The sequence below is a fragment of the Pseudomonas sp. SYWMCR5 genome (genome assembly GCF_057197165.1).
In genome coordinates, this window is record NZ_JBXUNH010000010.1 from 131,393 (window position 1) to 149,122 (window position 17,730).

General features: G+C 64.2%; 19 protein-coding genes. 11 read left to right on the top strand and 8 right to left on the bottom strand.

Translation table 11 applies throughout. The features are described 5' to 3' along the window. Positions 1–876 carry a DMT family transporter gene (locus tag AC2CGW_RS22565; RefSeq protein ID WP_186666900.1) on the bottom strand — a complete coding sequence of 292 codons (876 nt, stop codon included), beginning with the start codon at positions 874–876 and terminating at the stop codon, positions 1–3. A gap of 151 nt (positions 877–1,027) precedes the next feature. Here AC2CGW_RS22565 and aceK point away from each other — a divergent pair, with 151 nt between their 5' ends. Then, positions 1,028–2,743: a bifunctional isocitrate dehydrogenase kinase/phosphatase gene (aceK, locus tag AC2CGW_RS22570; protein ID WP_288377739.1), complete on the top strand. Its 1,716-nt coding sequence runs from the start codon at positions 1,028–1,030 to the stop codon at positions 2,741–2,743. Positions 2,744–2,866: 123 nt separating this feature from the next. Here aceK and AC2CGW_RS22575 read toward each other — a convergent pair whose 3' ends face one another. Then, positions 2,867–3,727, bottom strand: a complete 861-nt coding sequence (locus tag AC2CGW_RS22575; RefSeq protein ID WP_426351953.1) for a DUF6279 family lipoprotein — start codon at positions 3,725–3,727, stop codon at positions 2,867–2,869. A gap of 124 nt (positions 3,728–3,851) precedes the next feature. Here AC2CGW_RS22575 and AC2CGW_RS22580 point away from each other — a divergent pair, with 124 nt between their 5' ends. Beyond that, entirely contained in the window at positions 3,852–4,688 is an 837-nt protein-coding gene (locus AC2CGW_RS22580; protein ID WP_054925508.1) for a CvfB family protein, read from the top strand. Here AC2CGW_RS22580 and AC2CGW_RS22585 read toward each other — a convergent pair whose 3' ends face one another. Both AC2CGW_RS22585 and AC2CGW_RS22590 read right to left on the bottom strand, forming a co-directional pair. Next, a complete protein-coding gene (locus AC2CGW_RS22585; protein WP_186666897.1) occupies positions 4,689–5,069 on the bottom strand; it encodes a hypothetical protein in 381 nt (126 codons plus the stop codon). A 126-nt stretch (positions 5,070–5,195) separates the two neighbouring features. After that, positions 5,196–6,677 carry a right-handed parallel beta-helix repeat-containing protein gene (locus AC2CGW_RS22590; RefSeq protein WP_484574630.1) on the bottom strand — a complete coding sequence of 494 codons (1,482 nt, stop codon included), beginning with the start codon at positions 6,675–6,677 and terminating at the stop codon, positions 5,196–5,198. A 216-nt stretch (positions 6,678–6,893) separates the two neighbouring features. Between AC2CGW_RS22590 and AC2CGW_RS22595 the strand changes: the two genes are divergently transcribed. The 3 genes from AC2CGW_RS22595 to def all read left to right on the top strand — a co-directional run bounded on the left by AC2CGW_RS22595 (position 6,894) and on the right by def (position 8,752). Further along, positions 6,894–7,073 carry a CsbD family protein gene (locus AC2CGW_RS22595; protein ID WP_186711549.1) on the top strand — a complete coding sequence of 60 codons (180 nt, stop codon included), beginning with the start codon at positions 6,894–6,896 and terminating at the stop codon, positions 7,071–7,073. A gap of 186 nt (positions 7,074–7,259) precedes the next feature. After that, complete coding sequence (locus tag AC2CGW_RS22600; RefSeq protein ID WP_186666894.1) at positions 7,260–8,216, top strand: YihY/virulence factor BrkB family protein; 957 nt, start codon at positions 7,260–7,262, stop codon at positions 8,214–8,216. Further along, positions 8,216–8,752 (top strand): peptide deformylase, encoded by a 537-nt coding sequence (gene def, locus AC2CGW_RS22605; protein WP_186666893.1) that lies wholly within the window; start codon positions 8,216–8,218, stop codon positions 8,750–8,752. Before AC2CGW_RS22600 ends, def begins: the two co-directional genes overlap by 1 nt. Here the strand turns inward: def and AC2CGW_RS22610 are convergent. Next, positions 8,707–9,156 (bottom strand): GNAT family N-acetyltransferase, encoded by a 450-nt coding sequence (locus AC2CGW_RS22610; RefSeq protein ID WP_484574631.1) that lies wholly within the window; start codon positions 9,154–9,156, stop codon positions 8,707–8,709. The two genes, def and AC2CGW_RS22610, sit on opposite strands and share 46 nt — an antisense overlap. Before the next feature lie 221 nt (positions 9,157–9,377). On the opposite strand from AC2CGW_RS22610, the gene AC2CGW_RS22615 reads away from it, so the two are divergent. Next, on the top strand, positions 9,378–9,632 hold the full coding sequence (locus AC2CGW_RS22615; protein WP_065861450.1) for a DUF2790 domain-containing protein: 255 nt from the start codon (positions 9,378–9,380) through the stop codon (positions 9,630–9,632). A 3-nt stretch (positions 9,633–9,635) separates the two neighbouring features. On the opposite strand, the gene AC2CGW_RS22620 is transcribed toward AC2CGW_RS22615, so the two are convergent. Then, a complete protein-coding gene (locus tag AC2CGW_RS22620) occupies positions 9,636–10,991 on the bottom strand; it encodes an aminotransferase-like domain-containing protein (RefSeq protein ID WP_484574659.1) in 1,356 nt (451 codons plus the stop codon). A 90-nt stretch (positions 10,992–11,081) separates the two neighbouring features. Between AC2CGW_RS22620 and AC2CGW_RS22625 the strand changes: the two genes are divergently transcribed. From AC2CGW_RS22625 to AC2CGW_RS22640, 4 genes are all read left to right on the top strand, one after another. Continuing rightward, the gene (locus AC2CGW_RS22625; protein ID WP_186666890.1) at positions 11,082–12,035 is read left to right on the top strand and encodes a threonine dehydratase; all 954 of its coding nucleotides are present in this window, start codon (positions 11,082–11,084) and stop codon (positions 12,033–12,035) included. 150 nt (positions 12,036–12,185) lie between these two features. Continuing rightward, positions 12,186–12,611 carry a YybH family protein gene (locus AC2CGW_RS22630; protein WP_186721242.1) on the top strand — a complete coding sequence of 142 codons (426 nt, stop codon included), beginning with the start codon at positions 12,186–12,188 and terminating at the stop codon, positions 12,609–12,611. 24 nt (positions 12,612–12,635) lie between these two features. Then, a complete protein-coding gene (locus AC2CGW_RS22635; RefSeq protein WP_063543704.1) occupies positions 12,636–12,980 on the top strand; it encodes a YciI family protein in 345 nt (114 codons plus the stop codon). Between the two features lie 42 nt (positions 12,981–13,022). Continuing rightward, entirely contained in the window at positions 13,023–14,270 is a 1,248-nt protein-coding gene (locus AC2CGW_RS22640; RefSeq protein WP_484574632.1) for an RNA polymerase sigma factor, read from the top strand. Between the two features lie 23 nt (positions 14,271–14,293). Here AC2CGW_RS22640 and AC2CGW_RS22645 read toward each other — a convergent pair whose 3' ends face one another. Together AC2CGW_RS22645 and AC2CGW_RS22650 are read right to left on the bottom strand one after the other, a co-directional pair. Further along, entirely contained in the window at positions 14,294–14,764 is a 471-nt protein-coding gene (locus AC2CGW_RS22645) for a MaoC family dehydratase (RefSeq protein WP_054893311.1), read from the bottom strand. A 33-nt stretch (positions 14,765–14,797) separates the two neighbouring features. Further along, positions 14,798–15,742, bottom strand: coding sequence for a lysophospholipase (locus tag AC2CGW_RS22650; protein WP_484574633.1), 945 nt, complete (start codon positions 15,740–15,742; stop codon positions 14,798–14,800). A 201-nt stretch (positions 15,743–15,943) separates the two neighbouring features. Here AC2CGW_RS22650 and fadD2 point away from each other — a divergent pair, with 201 nt between their 5' ends. Continuing rightward, on the top strand, positions 15,944–17,632 hold the full coding sequence (gene fadD2 / locus AC2CGW_RS22655) for a long-chain-fatty-acid--CoA ligase FadD2 (protein ID WP_484574634.1): 1,689 nt from the start codon (positions 15,944–15,946) through the stop codon (positions 17,630–17,632). Positions 17,633–17,730: the final 98 nt, after the last annotated feature.

The window sequence follows — 17,730 nt, forward strand, 5'->3', positions numbered from 1 at the left end:
TCAGGCACGTGCCGGCCGCAGCACCAACCACAGTGCTGCGGCAATCAGGACCCCGCCATACAGGTGCGCCAACGACAGGGGCTCATCCAGCAACCAGGCTCCCCACAGCACCCCGAACACCGGAATCAGGAAGGTCACGGTACTGGCCTTGACCGGCCCGATTTCGTTGAGCAGGCGGAAGTACAGGATGTAGGCGAAGGCCGTGCACACCAGCCCCAGGCCCAGCAACGACAGCCACACCGACCAGCCACCCCAGCTGGCGGGTGGCTGGGTCAGGGCGCTCCAGGCAAACAGCGGGCTGAGCAGCAAGGTCGCTCCCAGCATGCTGCCCAGGGCCGACAGGCGGCTGTCCAGGCCGCCGATCCAGCGCCGGGCGAGAAAACCGGCGAAGCCATAGCAGGTGGTCGCCGCAAGGCAGGCCAGGGCGCCTTGCACCAGTGCCATGTCCAGCGCCACCGGGCCTGCGCCGCTGAGGATGCCGACGCCGAACAGGCCCAGGAAGATCCCGCACAGTTTGGGCAGGGTCATACTTTCGCGGAAGAACAACGCGCCGATCAGCACGCCCATCAGCGGTGTGGTGGCGTTGAAGATTGCCGAATAGCCCGCGGGCAATACCTGCGCGGCGACCGAATAGAAGGTCGCCGGAATGCCCGAGTTGATCATGCCCAGCACCAGGCAGGCACCGAGCTTGCCCTGGAAGTCCCAGCGCACCCTGGCTGCGGCGAGGATGCCGATCAGGCCGAGGCAGGCGATGGAGACGCGAAAGAAAGCGGTCGGCACCGTACCCAGTTCAGGGGCGATGATGCGCATGAACAGGAAGCTCGCGCCCCAGACGGCGGCAAGGGTCAGCAGGCGGGCGAGGGCGATGGGGCTCACGGGTATCTCCGGGTTCTGGGCAGGGGCGCGAGTGTACGTCAGCTGTCGGGGGTGTTTCTTCTGCTTTCTTGCTTTGGCAATTGTGTCGGCCCACGAAAAGGCCGACACCCGACTAAGCTCTTTTCATTCCGCACCCAACGAGCCCCTCAGCATGCCCCAGCCCTGGCCCGCTGCAGCCATCGCCCGGATGATCCTCGATGGCTTCGACAATTACCGCGAACACTTTCGCCGCATCACCCTGGGCGCCCGCGAACGCTTCGAACAGGCGCAATGGCAGGCGATCCAGCAGGCCGCTGCTGCGCGGATCAACCTGTACGAAGAGAAGGTCGCCGAGGTCAACGGCTGGTTGCGCGAGGGTTTCGACGCCTCGCTGCTGCTGGACGTGGAACAGTGGCCGCTGGTCAAGAGCGCCTATATCCGCCTGATCGACCCGCGCCTGGACGATGAGCTGGCCGAGACCTGGTACAACTCCCTGTTCTGCAGCCTGTTCAGCCACGACCTGATCAGCGACGGCTGCATGTTCATCCACACCACCCGTCCGGCCATGCGCGGCCGCGAGCGCGCTGCACAGACCCGCACCTATCACCTGCGCGATGGCCTGGGCAGCCTGTTGCGGGCGATCCTTGCCGACCATGCTTTCGAAGTGCCCTACGGCGAGCTGGACGCCGATCTAATGCGCCTTGAGGAGCAACTGCGTGACTGCCTGCCCGACTGGGTATGCAAGGATCCGGCGTTGGCCGTGGAGCTGTTTTCCTCGGTGCTGTACCGCAACAAGGGCGCCTATCTGGTCGGGCGCCTGTACACCCGTGACGAGCAATGGCCGCTGGTGATCCCGCTGCTGCACCGCGAGGGCCATGGCATCGAGGCCGATGCCCTGATCACCGACGAGGCCGAGGTGTCGATCATCTTCTCGTTCACCCGCTCGTACTTCATGGTCGATGTGCCGGTGCCGGCGGAGTTCGTCAACTTTCTCAAGCGCATCCTGCCGGGCAAGCACGTTGCCGAGTTGTATACCTCGATCGGCTTCTACAAGCATGGCAAGTCGGAGTTCTACCGCGCGTTGATCAATCATCTGGCCAGTACCGATGACCGTTTCGTCATGGCGCCTGGCGTGCGTGGCATGGTGATGAGTGTGTTCACCCTGCCGGGCTTCAATACCGTGTTCAAGATCATCAAGGACCGCTTTTCACCCTCGAAGACCGTCGACCGGGCCACCGTGATCGAAAAATACCGGCTGGTGAAAAGTGTCGATCGCGTGGGGCGTATGGCCGACACCCAGGAGTTCGCCGATTTTCGCTTCCCGGTGGCCAAGTTCGAAGCCGATTGCCTGGCCGAGCTGTTGGAGGTCGCGCCTTCGACGGTGGTGGTGGAGGGTGACAGCGTGCTGATCCGCCACTGCTGGACCGAACGGCGCATGACGCCGTTGAACCTGTACCTGGAGCAGGCGAGCGAGGCCCAGGTGCTCGAAGCGCTGGAGGACTACGGGCTGGCGATCAAGCAACTGGCGGCGGCGAACATCTTTCCCGGCGACATGCTGCTGAAGAACTTCGGGGTTACCCGGCATGGGCGGGTGGTGTTCTACGACTATGACGAGATCAGCTATCTCACCGAGGTGAATTTTCGCCATATCCCGCCGCCGCGCTACCCGGAAGATGAGATGTCTGGCGAGCCCTGGTATTCGATCGGGCCGCACGATGTGTTTCCCGAGGAGTTCCCACCCTTCCTGTTCGCCGATATCGGCCAGCGCCGCTTGTTCAGCCGGCTGCATGGGGAGCTGTATGACGCCGATTACTGGCAGGGATTGCAGGGGGCGATACGGGCGGGGAAGGTGATCGATGTATTCCCCTATCGGCGCAGGGGCAGGTGAGGGTGTCAGTTGAGTCGGTGGTGGCCTTTTCGCGGGCAAGCCCGCTCCTACACCCCCCCAACCGCCCTTGTAGGAGCGGCGGTTCGCCGCTGCGACTTGCCCGCGAAAAGGCCACCCCGACCCTCACCCCTTGAGGCACTTCAGCTCGCTGAAGTCACGACGTACCTTGGCCAGCCGATCCTGCAGGAACTGCCGCTGCGCCGGGCTGCTCTGCTGCATCAGGTCGACAAGCAGGCTGCGTGCCTGCAGTTCGGTGTTCTCGAAGGCCATGCGGTAGGCCGGTGACCACAGGCTCTCCTTGCGCTGCAGCAGCTGCGCCAGGCGCGGCTCGAACGCTGGCGAGCGGCGTTGCTCCATGGCCAGCACCAACTGCTGCTGCCAGGCTTGGCGGTTGGCGATCCACTCGCTGTTCTGATCGCCGAGGGCCTGGGACCAGGTCATCACCCGCAGGCGCTGGCGGGCATTGAGTTCGCCCAGCCACGGCGTCAGGCGTTTTTCCATGCGCGTTGCGCGCGCCTGGATCTGCTTGGGCAGCGGAGTGTCGACATACTGTTTCTGGCGTTCGGCAATGTCGTCATCGAACGCCTTGCGCATTTCGGCGACCTGCGCGTCGCTCATGCCGCGCAGCAATTCGGTCGCGGAGGGTGTGATTTCTTCGGCGACCCGGCCAATGGCCTGGCGCGCCTCGGTAGTGCGCTGCTGCAGGGCCTGGTCGGTCACGGTCTGGTTGGCAACCATCAGGCGCACCTTGTCGAGCCAGTCGAGGTAGCCGGGCAGCTGTGTCTTGCAGTGCCAGGCCAGGTGTTCCTTGAGCCGTTCGTCGAGCAGGGCCTTCTGCTGGCGATTCATGTCCAGGTAGTCGCCCAGCGACCAGGGCACCAGCCGGTCGAGGTTGCGGTAGGCGAGGTCGATACGGCTGCAGGCTGCGAGCGTAAGGGCAAACGCGAGAATGAGTAGCAGGGCTCTGGGCAGACGGACAGGCATGAGCGAATCCTTGCAGGTTGCTTGCCAGGCAATAGATACGCGCCGCGCTCGGCGGTTCCCACGGATCGGGCAGCCGGGCAGCTTCAGGTGTAGAATAGCCGCCTTGTCTTGAGGAACATCGGAAATGGCTCTGCTTGGGCGTTACAACAGTTTGCAAATCGTGAAACACGTGGAGTTCGGTCTTTACCTGGACGGCGGCGCCGACGGCGAGATCCTCCTGCCCAGGCGCTACTTCCCCAAGGACGCCGAGCTCGAGCTCGACGACTGGCTGAACGTGTTCATCTACCTCGACAGCGAAGACCAGCTGATCGCCACCACCGAGAAACCCAAGGTGCAGGTCGGTGAGTTCGCCAGTCTCAAGGTCAAGGACATCAACGGTGCCGGCATCTTCCTCGATTGGGGCCTGTCCAAGGACTTGCTGATGCCCTACTCGGAAGAGGCGCAGCAGTTGAAGATCGGCGATTACTGCGTGGTGCACGCTTACCTCGACAAGCGCACCCGACGCATCACCGCCACCGCGCGCCTGGACCGCTACCTCGACCGTACCCCGGCCGACTACAAGGCGGGCCAGCCGGTGGAGTTGCTGGTGGCGGGCGAGACGCCAATGGGCTTCAAGGCGATCATCAACAACCGCCACTGGGGCCTGATCCACAAGAACGAGGTGTTCAAGTTCCTGCGCTCGGGCATGCACGAGAAGGGCTTCATCAAGGAAGTGCGCCACGACGGCAAGATCGCCCTGAGTCTGCAGCCGGTGGGCGCGGCCTTGGCCGACAGCCTGCAGGAGCAGATCCTCAAGCGCCTGGACGAAGCCGGAGGCGTGCTGCCGGTGTGCGACAAGAGCGCACCGGAAGTGATCGCCAAGCTGTTCAACGTCAGCAAGGGCAATTTCAAGAAGGCTATTGGCGGGCTGTTCAAGCAGGGGCTGATCGTCATCCATGACGATCGCATCGAGCGGGCCTGATCAGGCCTGCACGAAGGTGCTGAAGTCCAGTTGCTCACCGCCTGGGCGGGTGTCGCGCAGCAGCGAGTCGCGGTCGGCGCTCAGCGCCAGGCTGATGGTCGAGCGGCGCTTGCCGGGGTGGCGGACTTCCATCTGTTCCTGATGCGCGCGCAGGAAGTTGACCGGCACTTTCAAGTGCTGCAGTTCGTCGGTTTCCGGGGAGTGCAGCAGCAGGTTGACCCAATCGGGCTGGCCTTTGCGCAGCAATGCCACCGGCACCTCGAACCACCACAGGTTGCGTTTCTTGTCGAGGATGGCGAACAGGGTGTTGTCGCGGTCTAGCACCGGCCGGTTCAGCGCTTGGTTGCGCCGGGCGATGGCGGTGGGTTTGTCGAGTTTCATGCAGGTTCCTGCGGGTTGACGCCAGAAAGGCCTGACATTGTGCGGGGTGGCGCGGGGCGCGGCAAGGGTTGTGGGGTGGGTTGGGTCGGCCTCCTCGCGGGTTTGCCCGTGAAGAGGCCCTGAGCTTCAGCGCCGCAACGGCTGGCTCAACTCCGAGGTCGCGCCATCGGCTGTGGTCACCGTCGCGGTGAAGCTGTTCAAGCCGTCACTGCCGTCCAGCCTCTTCTCGAACCGTGCCTTGCCCTGGGCATCGCTGGCGACCAGCACCTCGCCCAGATACTGCTCCGCCTCCCGCCCATCCGCCGCCGCATTGCCGAACACTTCGATGCGCAGCAGGCTGGATGCCGGCCCTTGCACTTCACCTTGCAGCATCTGCCCGGCCAGCCCGATCAGACGCGGCGCCTGCTGATTGTGATTGGGCAGCGGCTGGCACGGCTGGGGTTGGCCGCTGCCATCGCAGATGATCGCCTGGTCCTTTTTCGCCAGTTCCGCGCCGACACCGCGCGAACCGACGTACAGCGCGTGGGCCTGGGCCGGCACACCGAAGATGATCGCGCCAGTGCGCTGGTTCGCGACGCACGAGCCACCCGCTTCGCAGCGCCGGATATCCAGGCCATTGCCCCAGATACGGTTGGCGGTGACGCGGGTGGCGGTGACTTCCGGCTCCGGACGCAGGGCCACGCCAATGCGGTTGCCGTGGATCAGGTTGCCGTCGAGGATGTTGCCCTCGCCGGTCACGCTGATGCCGATGGAGTTGCCGGTGAAGGTATTGGCACCCAGGTAGTTGCGCTTGCCCCAGTTGATCTGCAGGCCGTCGGAGTAGTTCTCGAAGCGGTTGCGCACCACGCTGTTGTCGTTGCCCAGCAGGATCTCGATGCCCTGGGAAGGCTCGGGGTTGGCGTCGGTGGAGCGGAACAGGTTGTCGGCCACCAGGTTGAAGGCGGCGCCGCGGGTCAGCTCCAGGCCGTCGCCGTTGTCGATCAGTTGGTTGCGCAGCACCTTGTTGTTGAGTGTGGTGGTGGCCGTCGGGTTGCCCGCGCCGTCATCGCCCGTGAGCATGATCCCGGCCCCACCCTTGTTGGCGACGATGCGGTTGTCTTCGATCACGTTGCCGCTGGCGCGGTTGACCAGGATGCCGATGCAGAAGTTGCGCACTTCCAAGCCACTCAGGTGCACGCCCTGGGTGTCGCGCAGCACCAGGCCGGGGTTGGTGGTGGTGCGCACATTGGTGCCGAACTGGCCGGGCAGGGCGCCTGGGCAGGTGCGTACCCCCTGGTCCTTGATATAGCCGGCGCCGTCGATGGCGATGTACTGGCCGTCACGTGCCCAGGCCAGGCCGGTGATGCGTACCGGGCCTTTGATTTCAGGCAGTGGCCGGCTCGGGCGGATCACGTAGGGCGGCTCGCCGACCGCGGCGATGTCGATGCGGTAGTGGCCGGGGTTGCGGTTGCTGGTTTCCAGGGCCCAGCGCAGGGTTCCGGGTTGGTCGTCGTCGGTGTAGCGCTCGACCCGCAAGGTTTGCACGGCGGTCGGGGCGGCGGCGAGGGCGGGCAGGGGAAGCAACGGCAGCAACGGCAGCATGGCCGCGAGTAGGGGTATCAATCGCATGTGCAAGGTTTCCACGAACTGTTGTTTTTATGAATGGCCGGATTCTAGAGCTGCGCCTTCCGAGTGCGCAGCGGCGCTGGGACAATTCGGTGCGGTATTCGCCCGCTGTTTGCCGTTCGGCTTGGTGGCCGAGAAATTGTTGAAACTCTTGCGCAAGCGAACCGGTCCACCTTTTGTCGACACGGTTCACGTGTCTCTTTTTGCAGGAGATTCGCCATGAGCGGCACTAAAGACAAAGTCAAGGGCCTGGTCAACGAAGCGGTTGGCAACATCAAGCAAGGCGTCGGTAAAGTGACCGACAACGACAAGCTGCGTGCCGAGGGCAAGGCCCAGGAACTCAAGGGCGAAGGGCAGCAGGCGGTGGGCAAGGTCAAGGATGCGGTGAAAAAGCCTTGAACCGCGGTTGATGCACAGGGCCTTGTGGGCGCGCCGTTTTGCGCCCATGAGGCCTTACCGTTTCGTCTCGACGTCCGCCGTAGCCGTTTTCCTGATTTCGCCAGTGAGCAGTACGCGGTGCGCGTGGTCTATTAGACTTGTCTGCACAGTTGCAAACACGACGATCAAGCGGCGAAAGGAGACGCTATGATTTTTCCCGCCCTGCAGGGCCTGCCTCTGCACCGCGTGCTGGTGCGCACCGTCAAGGAATTCCTCGATGACGAGATGTCCACCTATGCCTCGGCACTGGCCTACCAGATGCTGTTCTCGCTGTTCCCTTTCATTTTGTTTCTGATCGCGCTGATCGGTTTCCTGCACCTGCCCGACTTCTTCTCCTGGTTGCGCCTGCAATCGGAACTGGTGCTGCCGCCCCAGGCACTTGAACAAGTCAATCCGGTGATCGACCAACTGCAGCAATCGAAGGGCGGATTGCTCTCGGTGGGTATCGTCATCGCCCTGTGGACGGCCTCGGCCGGTGTGCGCCTGATGATGAGCGCCATGAACGCCGCCTACGATGTGCCCGAGGGCCGTCCGGTGTGGAAGCGCATCCCGTTGTCGATCTTCTACACCATCGGCATCGCTGGCATGCTGCTGGCCGCCGCCGCACTCATGGTGCTGGGGCCGCAGGTGATGGAGTGGATCGCCGCCCAGGTCGGCCTGCAGGAGGTGATCGTCACCATTTGGACCGTGCTGCGTTGGCCGGCGATCATCATCCTGATGATGGTGGCGGTGGCGTTGATCTACTACGTGATGCCCGACGTGAAGCAGAAATTCCGCTTCATCACCCCAGGCTCGGTGCTGGCGGTGGTGGTGTGGATCATCGCCTCATTGGGCTTTGCCTACTACGTCAAGACCTTCGCCGACTACAACGCCATGTACGGCAGCATCGGGGCGATCATCGTGCTGTTGCTGTATTTCTATATCTCCGCCGCCGTGCTATTGCTGGGCGCCGAGATGAATGCGGTGATCGAGCACATGTCGGCTGAAGGCAAGAACCCCGGCGAGAAGGATTTCGACGGCGAGCAGCCGAAGGAGACCATCACTGTGCTCGGCCATGAGCATCCCGCGCATGCCGAACCCCAGACCCGTGAGCCGAACCCCTGATGATCCGTGACATCCTCAAGATGGGCGATGAGCGCCTGCTGCGCATCGCACCGCCTGTGCCCGAGCAGATGATCGGCAGCCCAGAGCTGCAGCAACTGATCGACGACATGTTCGAGACCATGCGCCACGTCGGTGGCGTCGGCCTGGCCGCGCCGCAGATCGGCATCGACCTGCAGCTGGTGATCTTCGGATTCGAGCGCAGCGAGCGCTATCCGGACGCCGAGCCCGTGCCGCAGACCATCCTGCTCAACCCGCTGATCACCCCGATGTCCACCGAGCTCGAGGACGGTTGGGAAGGGTGCCTGTCAGTGCCGGGCTTGCGCGGTGTCGTGCCCCGCTACAAGCACATCCGCTATGAGGGCCTCGACCCCCAGGGTGCCCCGATCAACCGCTTCGCCGATGGCTTTCATGCGCGGGTGGTGCAGCATGAGTGCGATCACCTCATCGGCCGGCTCTACCCATCGCGCATCCAGGATTTTGCCCGCTTCGGCTATACCGATGTGCTGTTTCCCGGGCTCGACGTTGCCGACGACTGAGCGCACACCATCGCTACCAGCGCTTTGCTGCGTTGGTAGCGGGTCAGCCGCGAGGCCAGTTCGGCGGGCAGGGCGCTCGCCGTTGTGAATGCCTGGCGCGCATAGAAGCTTTGCAGGTCGGGGTGGCAGAACAGCCAGGTCGGGCCTGTGCTGTCGGCCAGCGCTGCGCCTACCAGCCCTGCAGCGACACCCTGGCCAAGCCACTGTGGCGCCACGAACAGGCCGGTCAGCCAGTGGCCATCGGCGACGGGCGTCAGGTTCAATGCACCCACCATGACCTGATTACGCGCGACCCACAGTTGCCCCTCTGCGCTGGCGCGCATGCGCGAGCCGTGCTGGCGGTAGAAGTGGTCGAGCAGGCGGCGCTGCGAGCGGCAGAGCGGGAGGAATTCGGGCAGGGTCATGGGGGGCTTTGTCGCAGATTGTTGCAAATCTGGCAAGGGTGAATATCCGACTGCAGGGTTCAAGTATTCGGTGGCGGGCGTAGAATTTCACTCATCCCTTCTGCAGTACGACGATGCGGGATCGGTGCTTCGTGTCATCGCCGACGATGACAACTTCTCCGCGCCAGTGACGGCATAAGAAGTCAATCGATCAACGTGATTGCTTTCAAGGCCACAGACTCATGAAAACATTACTCATTCTTGCATTGGTCGGGATGTCTTCGCTCGCCCTCGCGGACGAGGCCAAGACCACCCAGCCCCAGCCCCCGGTGCAGTACGATTACTCGATGAACCTGGATATCAAGCGGGTGATCAATCTGTCGACCATCCCCGATGTCTGCGAGGTGGTGCCGGCCACCATGACCTATGAAGATCATCAAGGTCAGGTGCACACCATTCAGTACCGAGCCATGGGCGAGGGTTGCCAGCAGGGGTGAGGGCTATCTCCCTGCCAGCTCGCCAAGTACCGCGCGCACGACGTCCAGCCCCTGCTTGAGCTGCGCGCGGCTGGTGGCGGCCGACAGGCTGATGCGCACGGCCCTGACCTCATCGCCACCCACCGCGAAGACACTGGCTGGTACTACTTCGACCCCACGTGCCCGGCACGCGCCTACCAGTGCTTCAGCAGGCCCTGGGGTGGTCACCCAGACATGTGGCGAGGGCTCATCCTGAGCGCGCATCGCCTCACCGAACAGACGTCGCGCCAGGCGCCAGCGTTCCCCGATTTCCTCCCGTTGCCAAGCCAGCCGCCGCGCGGCTGTGCCATTGGCGATCCATTGGCAGGCGATGCGCAGGTTCAGCGGTGACACCGGCCAGTGCGTGGCCCGGGCATGCGGGTCGATGTGTTCCAGCACTGACGCCGGTGCGGCGATCCAGCCCAGGCGCAGCCCCGCCGCGACTGTCTTGGACAAGCTGCTGACGAGTATCCCCTGGCCGTCGAGCAAGGGGTACAAGGGGGGCCGCTCGCTCAGTGCGCCATAGACATCATCTTCGATCACCCGCAGGCCGTGGCGCTTCACCACCTCGGCGATGGCCTGGCGACGGCTGTCGTCCATGCAGGCCCCGGTGGGATTGTGCAGGGTCGGCGTGGTCACCAGCACCCTGGCGCCACTGGCCCGCGTCACCCGGTCGAGCTCATCCGGGCGCAGCCCCTGGTGATCCAGGGCCACGCCATGCACTGGCAGGCGCAACTGGCGACACGCTGCCTTGATGCCCGGTGCGGTCAGGGCTTCGACCATGACCGCCTCGCCGGGCTGGCACAGCGACTGCAGCACACAGGCCAGCCCTTGCTGGGCGCCGCCGCACAGCAGCAGGTCGTCAGCGCCCAGCGTCAGCCCGCGCCCGGCCAGCCAGCGTGCGCCGTGCAGACGACCGAGCATCAGTTGGTGGTGATCGAGGTAGTGATCGAGCAGGCTGAGGTCGTCCGCCTGCAGCAATGCCTGGAGGCTGTGCTGCAGGTCGTGCGGGTGCGGATCGGCCACCGGCACGTTGGTCGACAGGTCGATCAGCGACGAATGCCGGTCGTGCTGTTTGAGGCGAAACAGCGTTGCTTCCTTGCTGCCCGCCAATACGTAGGTACCTCGCCCGACTTCGCCAGCCACCAGATGTCGCGCTGCAGCTTCGCGGTAAGCCTGCTGGGTGGTGCTCGGGTTGAGCCCCAGCTTCCAGGCCAGGCGCCGTTGTGGCGGTAGACGTTCCCCTACCTTGAGTTCACCGCGTTCGATGGCGGCGGCGATGGCATCGACCAGTGCCAGGTAGCGGGGTTGGGCGTCGTCGATCAGTTCCGGGGTCCACACGAAATTGCTACCCATGCAATATAAGGTTTGACCCATACAATGCCCGGCGCTCAGGATCGTCGCAACTGCCCTCGATGAAGGATGATCGCCATGTTCGACCTCACTGCCCTGCGCGAAGCCGCCGATTTCGTTCACCAGCATGTGCCTGCGACGCCGCAGCACGTCTGGCCGTTGCTCGCCGAGCGGGCCGGCTGCCAACTGTGGGTCAAGCATGAGAACCATGCGCCGACCGGCGCATTCAAGGTGCGCGGCGGGCTGGTCTATGTGCGCTCGCTGCTGGCCAGCGGTGATGTGCCTGCGGGGCTGGTCACCGCCACCCGCGGCAATCACGGCCAGAGCATGGCCCTGGCGGCGCGCCAGGCAGGCTTGCCGCTGGTGATCGTGGTGCCTGAAGGCAACTCGCGGGAGAAGAACGCCGCCATGCGTGCGCTGGGTGCCGAACTGATCGAGCACGGTGTCGATTTCGACGTGGCCCGTGAGTACGCCGCCCAGCTGGCTGAACAGCGCGGCTACCGGATGGTGCCCTCGTTCCACCCTGAGCTGGTGCGCGGCGTGGCGACCTATGCGTTGGAGTTGTTCGAGGCCGTGTCGGACCTCGACACCGTGTATGTGCCGATCGGTATGGGGTCTGGCATCTGCGGGCTGATCCAGGCGCGTAACCTGCTGGGGCTGCGGACCGAGATCGTTGGCGTGGTGTCCTGCGCCGCGGATGCCTATGCACAGAGCTTCGAGCTGGGGCGTATCGTCACCACGGCCACCGCCGACACCTTTGCCGACGGCATGGCCTGCCGCGTGCCGCACCCGGACGCTTTCGCCCTGGTGCGTGAGCATGCCGCGCGCATCGTGCGGGTGAGCGATGACGAAATCGCCCAGGCCATGCGCCTCTACCACGAAACCACCCACAACACCGCCGAAGGCGCGGGCGCCGCAGCACTGGCCGCGCTGTTGCAGGAGCGCGAACGCCAGCAGGGCAGGAGGGTTGCGGTGGTGTTGAGCGGGGCCAACGTGGACCGGGCGCGTTATGCGCAGGTGCTGGCTGGGTAAAGACAGCGAAGGCCCGTCGGCACAGGCCGGTAACGGAAAACCGCAAAAAGTTTTCCAGCGTTGTCGATTCCTCCCATCCCCAGTCGACCATCAGTGAAGGCGCCGCAAACATCCGGCGCCACCCACTGATGACCTGCTGGAGGCTTCCCCATGAATACCCCTGCCGAAACCGAAATCCGTCAACTTATCGAAGGCTGGATCCAGGCTGTGCGCGAGCGCGACCTGCCGGCCATCGTCGCGCCCTACGCCGATGACATCGTTGCCTTCGACGCCATCCAGGCCCTGCAATTCAAGGGTAAGGCTGCCTACCAGGCACACTGGGAAATGTGCATGGGCTTTTGCACCGGTCCGATGGTCTTCGAGGTGGCCGAGCTGAACGTCCAGGCCGATGGCGACCTGGCCCTGGCGCATTGGCTCAACCGCTGCGGCCCGGCCGACGATGAAAGCCAGTGCGGCTTCATGCGCGTCACGGTGGGCTATCGTCGTAGTGCAGGGCGCTGGCAGGTGATCCATGAGCACTGGTCGGCACCGTTCGACATGGAAACCCAGAAGGCTCGCTTCGACCTCAAGCCCTGAACCGCCCGTCAGCTGGAGACGATCATGAAATACCTGTGCCTGGTCTATTGTGACGAGGGGCTGCTGCACAGCCTGCCCGACAGCCCCGAAGACGCCGAGTGCATGGCTTACGCCGAGTCGCTGCACGGCTCCGGGCGGATGCTTGCGGCCGAGGCGCTCAAGCCGGTGCAGACCGCCACTACGGTGCGCATGCGCGCTGGCAAGATGAGCCTGACCGACGGGCCCTTCGCCGAAACCAAGGAGCAACTGGCCGGCTTCTACCTGGTCGATGCCCGTGACCTCAACGAGGCACTGAACATCGCCAAAGGCATTCCGGCGGCGCGGGTCGGCAGTGTCGAAGTGAGGCCGGTGCGCGAACTGCAACCCTGATGACGGGAGGTCAGCCAAGATGACGCCGCGGACCGCAACACGATGACGGGTGATGAACTGCGCACCCAGGTCGAGGTTATCTACCGGCGCGACTCGCGGCGCATCCTGGCGACCCTGATCCGCCTGTTGGGTGATTTCGACCTGGCCGAGGAGGCCCTGCATGATGCCTTCTTCATTGCCGTGGAGCGTTGGCAGCGCGACGGCATGCCGGATAACCCCCGGGCCTGGCTGGTCTCGGCCGGGCGCTTCAAGGCCATCGATGCCTTGCGCAGACGCGCCCGTTTCGATCGTTCGCAGGCGGCGCTGATCATGCAGCTCGAAGACCCGTCGCAGGATCCGAGCGAGGAGGAACTGCTCGCTGACGACCGCTTGCGCTTGATCTTCACCTGTTGTCACCCGGCGTTGTCCGCCGATGCCCAGGTGCCTTTGACCCTGCGTGAGGTGTGCGATCTGACCACCGAGCAGATCGCCCGTGCGTTCCTGCAGTCGCCCTCGACCATCGCCCAGCGCATCGTGCGGGCCAAGGCCAAGATTCGCGATGCACGGATTCCCTACCAGGTGCCCGCCATGGGCGAACTGGCCGAGCGCCTGGAAAGTGTGTTGCGGGTGATTTACCTGGTGTTCAACGAAGGCTATTCGGCGTCGGCGGGGGAAGACCTGGTGCAGCGCGACCTGTGTGACGAGGCGATTCGCCTGGGGCGGCTGCTGGCGCAATTGCTGCCGGATCCAGAGGTGTTCGGCCTGCTGGCGTTGATGCTGTTGCAGGCCTCGCGCCAGCAGGCGCGCACCGATGGCGAAGGCGAGTTGGTGCTGCTCGACCAGCAGGACCGCAGCCTGTGGGACAAGGCACAGATCGAGGAAGGCTGCGCCCTGGTGCGTCATGCGCTGGGTAGCCGTGATATCGGGCCCTACAGCGTGCAGGCGGCGATTGCTGCGGTGCATGCCGAGGCCGCCAGCGCCCAGGACACCGACTGGGCAGAGATCGTCGGCCTGTATGACGTGTTGCTGCGGCACTGGCCGTCACCTGTGATCGAACTGAACCGCGCAGTGGCGCTGGCAAGTCGTGACGGACCGGCGACGGGCCTGGCGGTGGTGGAGGCGATTCTGGGGCGCGGCGAGTTGCTCGATTACCATCTGGCCCATGCGGCCCGGGCTCAGCTACATGGGCAGCTGGGGCATGTGCAGCAGGCTCGGGAGGCGTGGGGCAGGGCGCTGGCGCTGGCCCGCCAGGAACCTGAGCGGCGGCATATCGAGCGCTGCCTGAGGGCGTTGGAGCCCTGTCGCGGGTAGATCCGCGACAGGATACTGCTCGATCAGCCGGCGACAAAGTTCGGCGGCGATACCAGCTCTACTGTCTGCTGCTTGCGTGGCGCCAGGATCTCGGCCTCGCCCTCGACTACCAGTTCGTCGTTCTGGTTGTACACGTTGGTGGCGATGCGCACCTTGAACTTGGGCAGCTTCTCGAGGATTTCCAGGCGTACGGTCAGGGTGTCGCCAATCTTCACCGGCTTCTGGAAGCTCATCTTCTGCCCCAGGTAGATGGTGCCGGGCCCTGGCAAGGTGCAGGCGACCGCGGCGCTGATCAGGGCACCGCTGAACATGCCGTGGGCGATGCGCTCGCGGAACATGCTCTTGGCCGCGAACTCGGCGTCCAGGTGCACCGGGTTGTGGTCACCGGACATGGCGGCGAACAGCTGGATGTCGCGTTCTTCCACCGATTTTTCATAACTGGCTTTCTGGCCGACTTCGAGGGCTTCGTAGGGCGTGTTGGTGACCTGGGTCATCAGGGCTTCCTTGGAGGGACGAGGCGGTGCACATCATTCGCTGCGGGCAGGGCGGCCAAGGGCCAGTGCCTGTTCCAGCCAGGCAATGATGTCGTGGGTGACCTCGTCACGATTGGTTTCGTTGAGCACTTCGTGGCGTGCCTGCGGGTAGACGCGCAATTGTACATGGCGATTGCCGGTCGCGCGCAGGGCGTTGGCCAGGTGGGTGAGACGCTTGCCGGCGCTGACCGGATCACATTCGCCGCCGATCACCAGCATCGGCAGGTTCGGATCGATCTGCGCCAGATGGCGCGGTTGGCTGATCTGTGCCAGGCCTTGCAGCAGGTCGAGCCACAGTTGGTTGCTGCAACGAAAGCCGCACAGCGGGTCGTCGATGTAGGCGTCGACCTCGGCCGGGTCGCGGCTGAGCCAGTCGAACGCCGTGCGGTTGGGTTCGAAGGCCTTGTTGAACGAGCCGAACGACAGCCAGTCGATCAGTGCGCTCTTGCCCTCCACCCCCTGGCGCCAGGCCTCCAGGCGGGCGATCAGGCGTGCTGCGCGATAGAGCGCAGGCGGCTGGAAGTTCGAGCCGCTGAGCACCGCCCCATGCAGGCTGCCACTGTGGTGCAGCAGGTACGCCTGGGCGATGTAGCTGCCCATGCTGTGGCCGAACAGGAACAGCGGCGTGCCGGGGAACTGCTGGCCGATGTGCTGGCTGAGCAGGCCCAGGTCGTTGACCACCGTGTTCCAGCCGTGCTGATGGGCGAACAGACCGAGGCTACCGAGCTCCGCGGTGCGGCCGTGGCCACGCAGGTCAGGGGCGAACAGGGCAAAGCCAGCATCGTTCAGCGCGTGGCCCAGGCGCCGGTAGCGCCCGGCGTGCTCGGCCATGCCATGGGCCAGCAGCACAACGGCCTTGACCGGCGTCTGCGGCAGCCACTGGTGGACGTACAGGCTGCAGTGCTCGCTGGCGGGTAGCCAGAAGGCGTCGTGGGGCATGGGAAATCCTTTGTGCACGGGATTGAGCTCAGTGTATGCACAATGACCAGGATTGCAGCAGGGGCACAAATAAGATTCACAATGTTAATGGCAGCCCTTGGCGTATTTGCCACCTCCGGCTTACCTGCTAACGTCGGCTGAACGCCTTTTTGCCGCTGGGCAATCAGGTCATGGACGGTTCAGGCTGAGGAACAACAATAAATGCAAGCCGACTTCTGGAATGACAAGCGCCCGGCGGGCGTGCCTTCCACCATAGACATCACTGCTTACAAATCCGTCGTCGAGGTGTTCGAGCGTTCCTGCAAACGCTTCGCCGACCGGCCGGCGTTCAGCAACCTCGGTGTCACCCTCAGTTACGCCGAACTGGAGCGCCATTCGGCGGCCTTTGCGGCCTGGCTGCAACAGCACACCGACCTCAAGCCCGGTGATCGCATCGCCGTGCAGATGCCCAATGTCCTGCAATACCCCATCGCCGTCTTCGGTGCGATGCGCGCCGGGTTGATCGTGGTCAACACCAACCCGCTGTACACCGAGCGCGAGATGCGCCACCAGTTCAATGACTCCGGCGCCCGTGCGCTGGTGTACCTGAACATGTTCGGCCAGCGGGTGCAGACGGTGCTGCCCGATACCGGCATCGAATACCTGATCGAGGCGAAGATGGGCGACCTGCTGCCCGCCGCCAAGGGCTGGCTGGTCAACATGGTGGTCGACAAGCTGAAGAAGATGGTGCCGGCCTACCGCCTGCCCCAGGCCGTGTCGTTCAAGCAGGTACTGCGCGAGGGCCGTGAGCTCACGCACAAGCCGGTGGTGCAGACGCTCGAGGATGTCGCCGTATTGCAATACACCGGCGGCACCACGGGGCTGGCCAAGGGCGCGATGCTCACCCACGGCAACCTGGTCGCCAACATGCTGCAGGTACTGGCCTGCTTCGCCCAGCACGGGCCCGACGGCCAGCCGCTGATCAAGGAAGGGCAGGAGGTGATGATCGCACCGCTGCCGCTGTATCACATCTATGCCTTCACTGCGAACTGCATGTGCATGATGGTCACGGGCAATCACAACGTACTGATCACCAATCCGCGCGACATCCCGGGCTTCATCAAGGAGCTGGGCAAGTGGCGCTTCTCGGCGCTGCTGGGCCTGAACACACTGTTCGTCGCGTTGATGGACAACCCGGGCTTCAAGTCGCTGGATTTCTCGGCGCTGAAGGTCACCAACTCGGGCGGCACGGCGTTGGTCAAGGCCACCGCCGAGCGCTGGGAGAGCCTGACTGGCTGTCGCATCGTCGAGGGTTACGGCCTGACCGAAACCTCCCCGGTGGCCAGCACCAACCCCTACGGGCAACTGGCGCGGCTGGGTACGGTGGGCATCCCGGTGGTCGGGACTGCGTTCAAGGTCATCGACGACGACGGCAACGAAATGCCGCTGGGCGAACGCGGCGAGCTGTGCATCAAGGGGCCGCAGGTCATGAAGGGCTATTGGCAGCAGCCGGAGGCGACAGCTCAGGCGCTGGATGCCGACGGCTGGTTCAAGACCGGCGACATCGCGGTGATCGACCCGGACGGCTTCACCCGCATCGTCGATCGCAAGAAGGACATGATCATCGTCTCGGGCTTCAACGTGTATCCCAACGAGATCGAGGACGTGGTCATGGGCCACCCGCAAGTGGCCAGTTGCGCGGTGATCGGCGTGCCCGACGAACGCTCCGGCGAAGCGGTAAAACTGTTCGTGGTTCCTCGGGCGGGCGGTGTCAGCGTCGAGGAGCTCAAGACCTTCTGCAAGGCCAACTTCACCGGCTACAAGGTGCCCAAGCACATCGTGCTGCGCGATTCACTGCCCATGACGCCGGTAGGCAAGATCCTGCGTCGGGAGTTGCGCGACATCGCCTGAAATCCACCTCACCAGTGGAAGCAATTGTCTTGCTCAAAATTTAACGTCCAGCCCAATGTGGGAGCGGCGGTTCGGCGTCCCGACTTGTCCCGCGATCG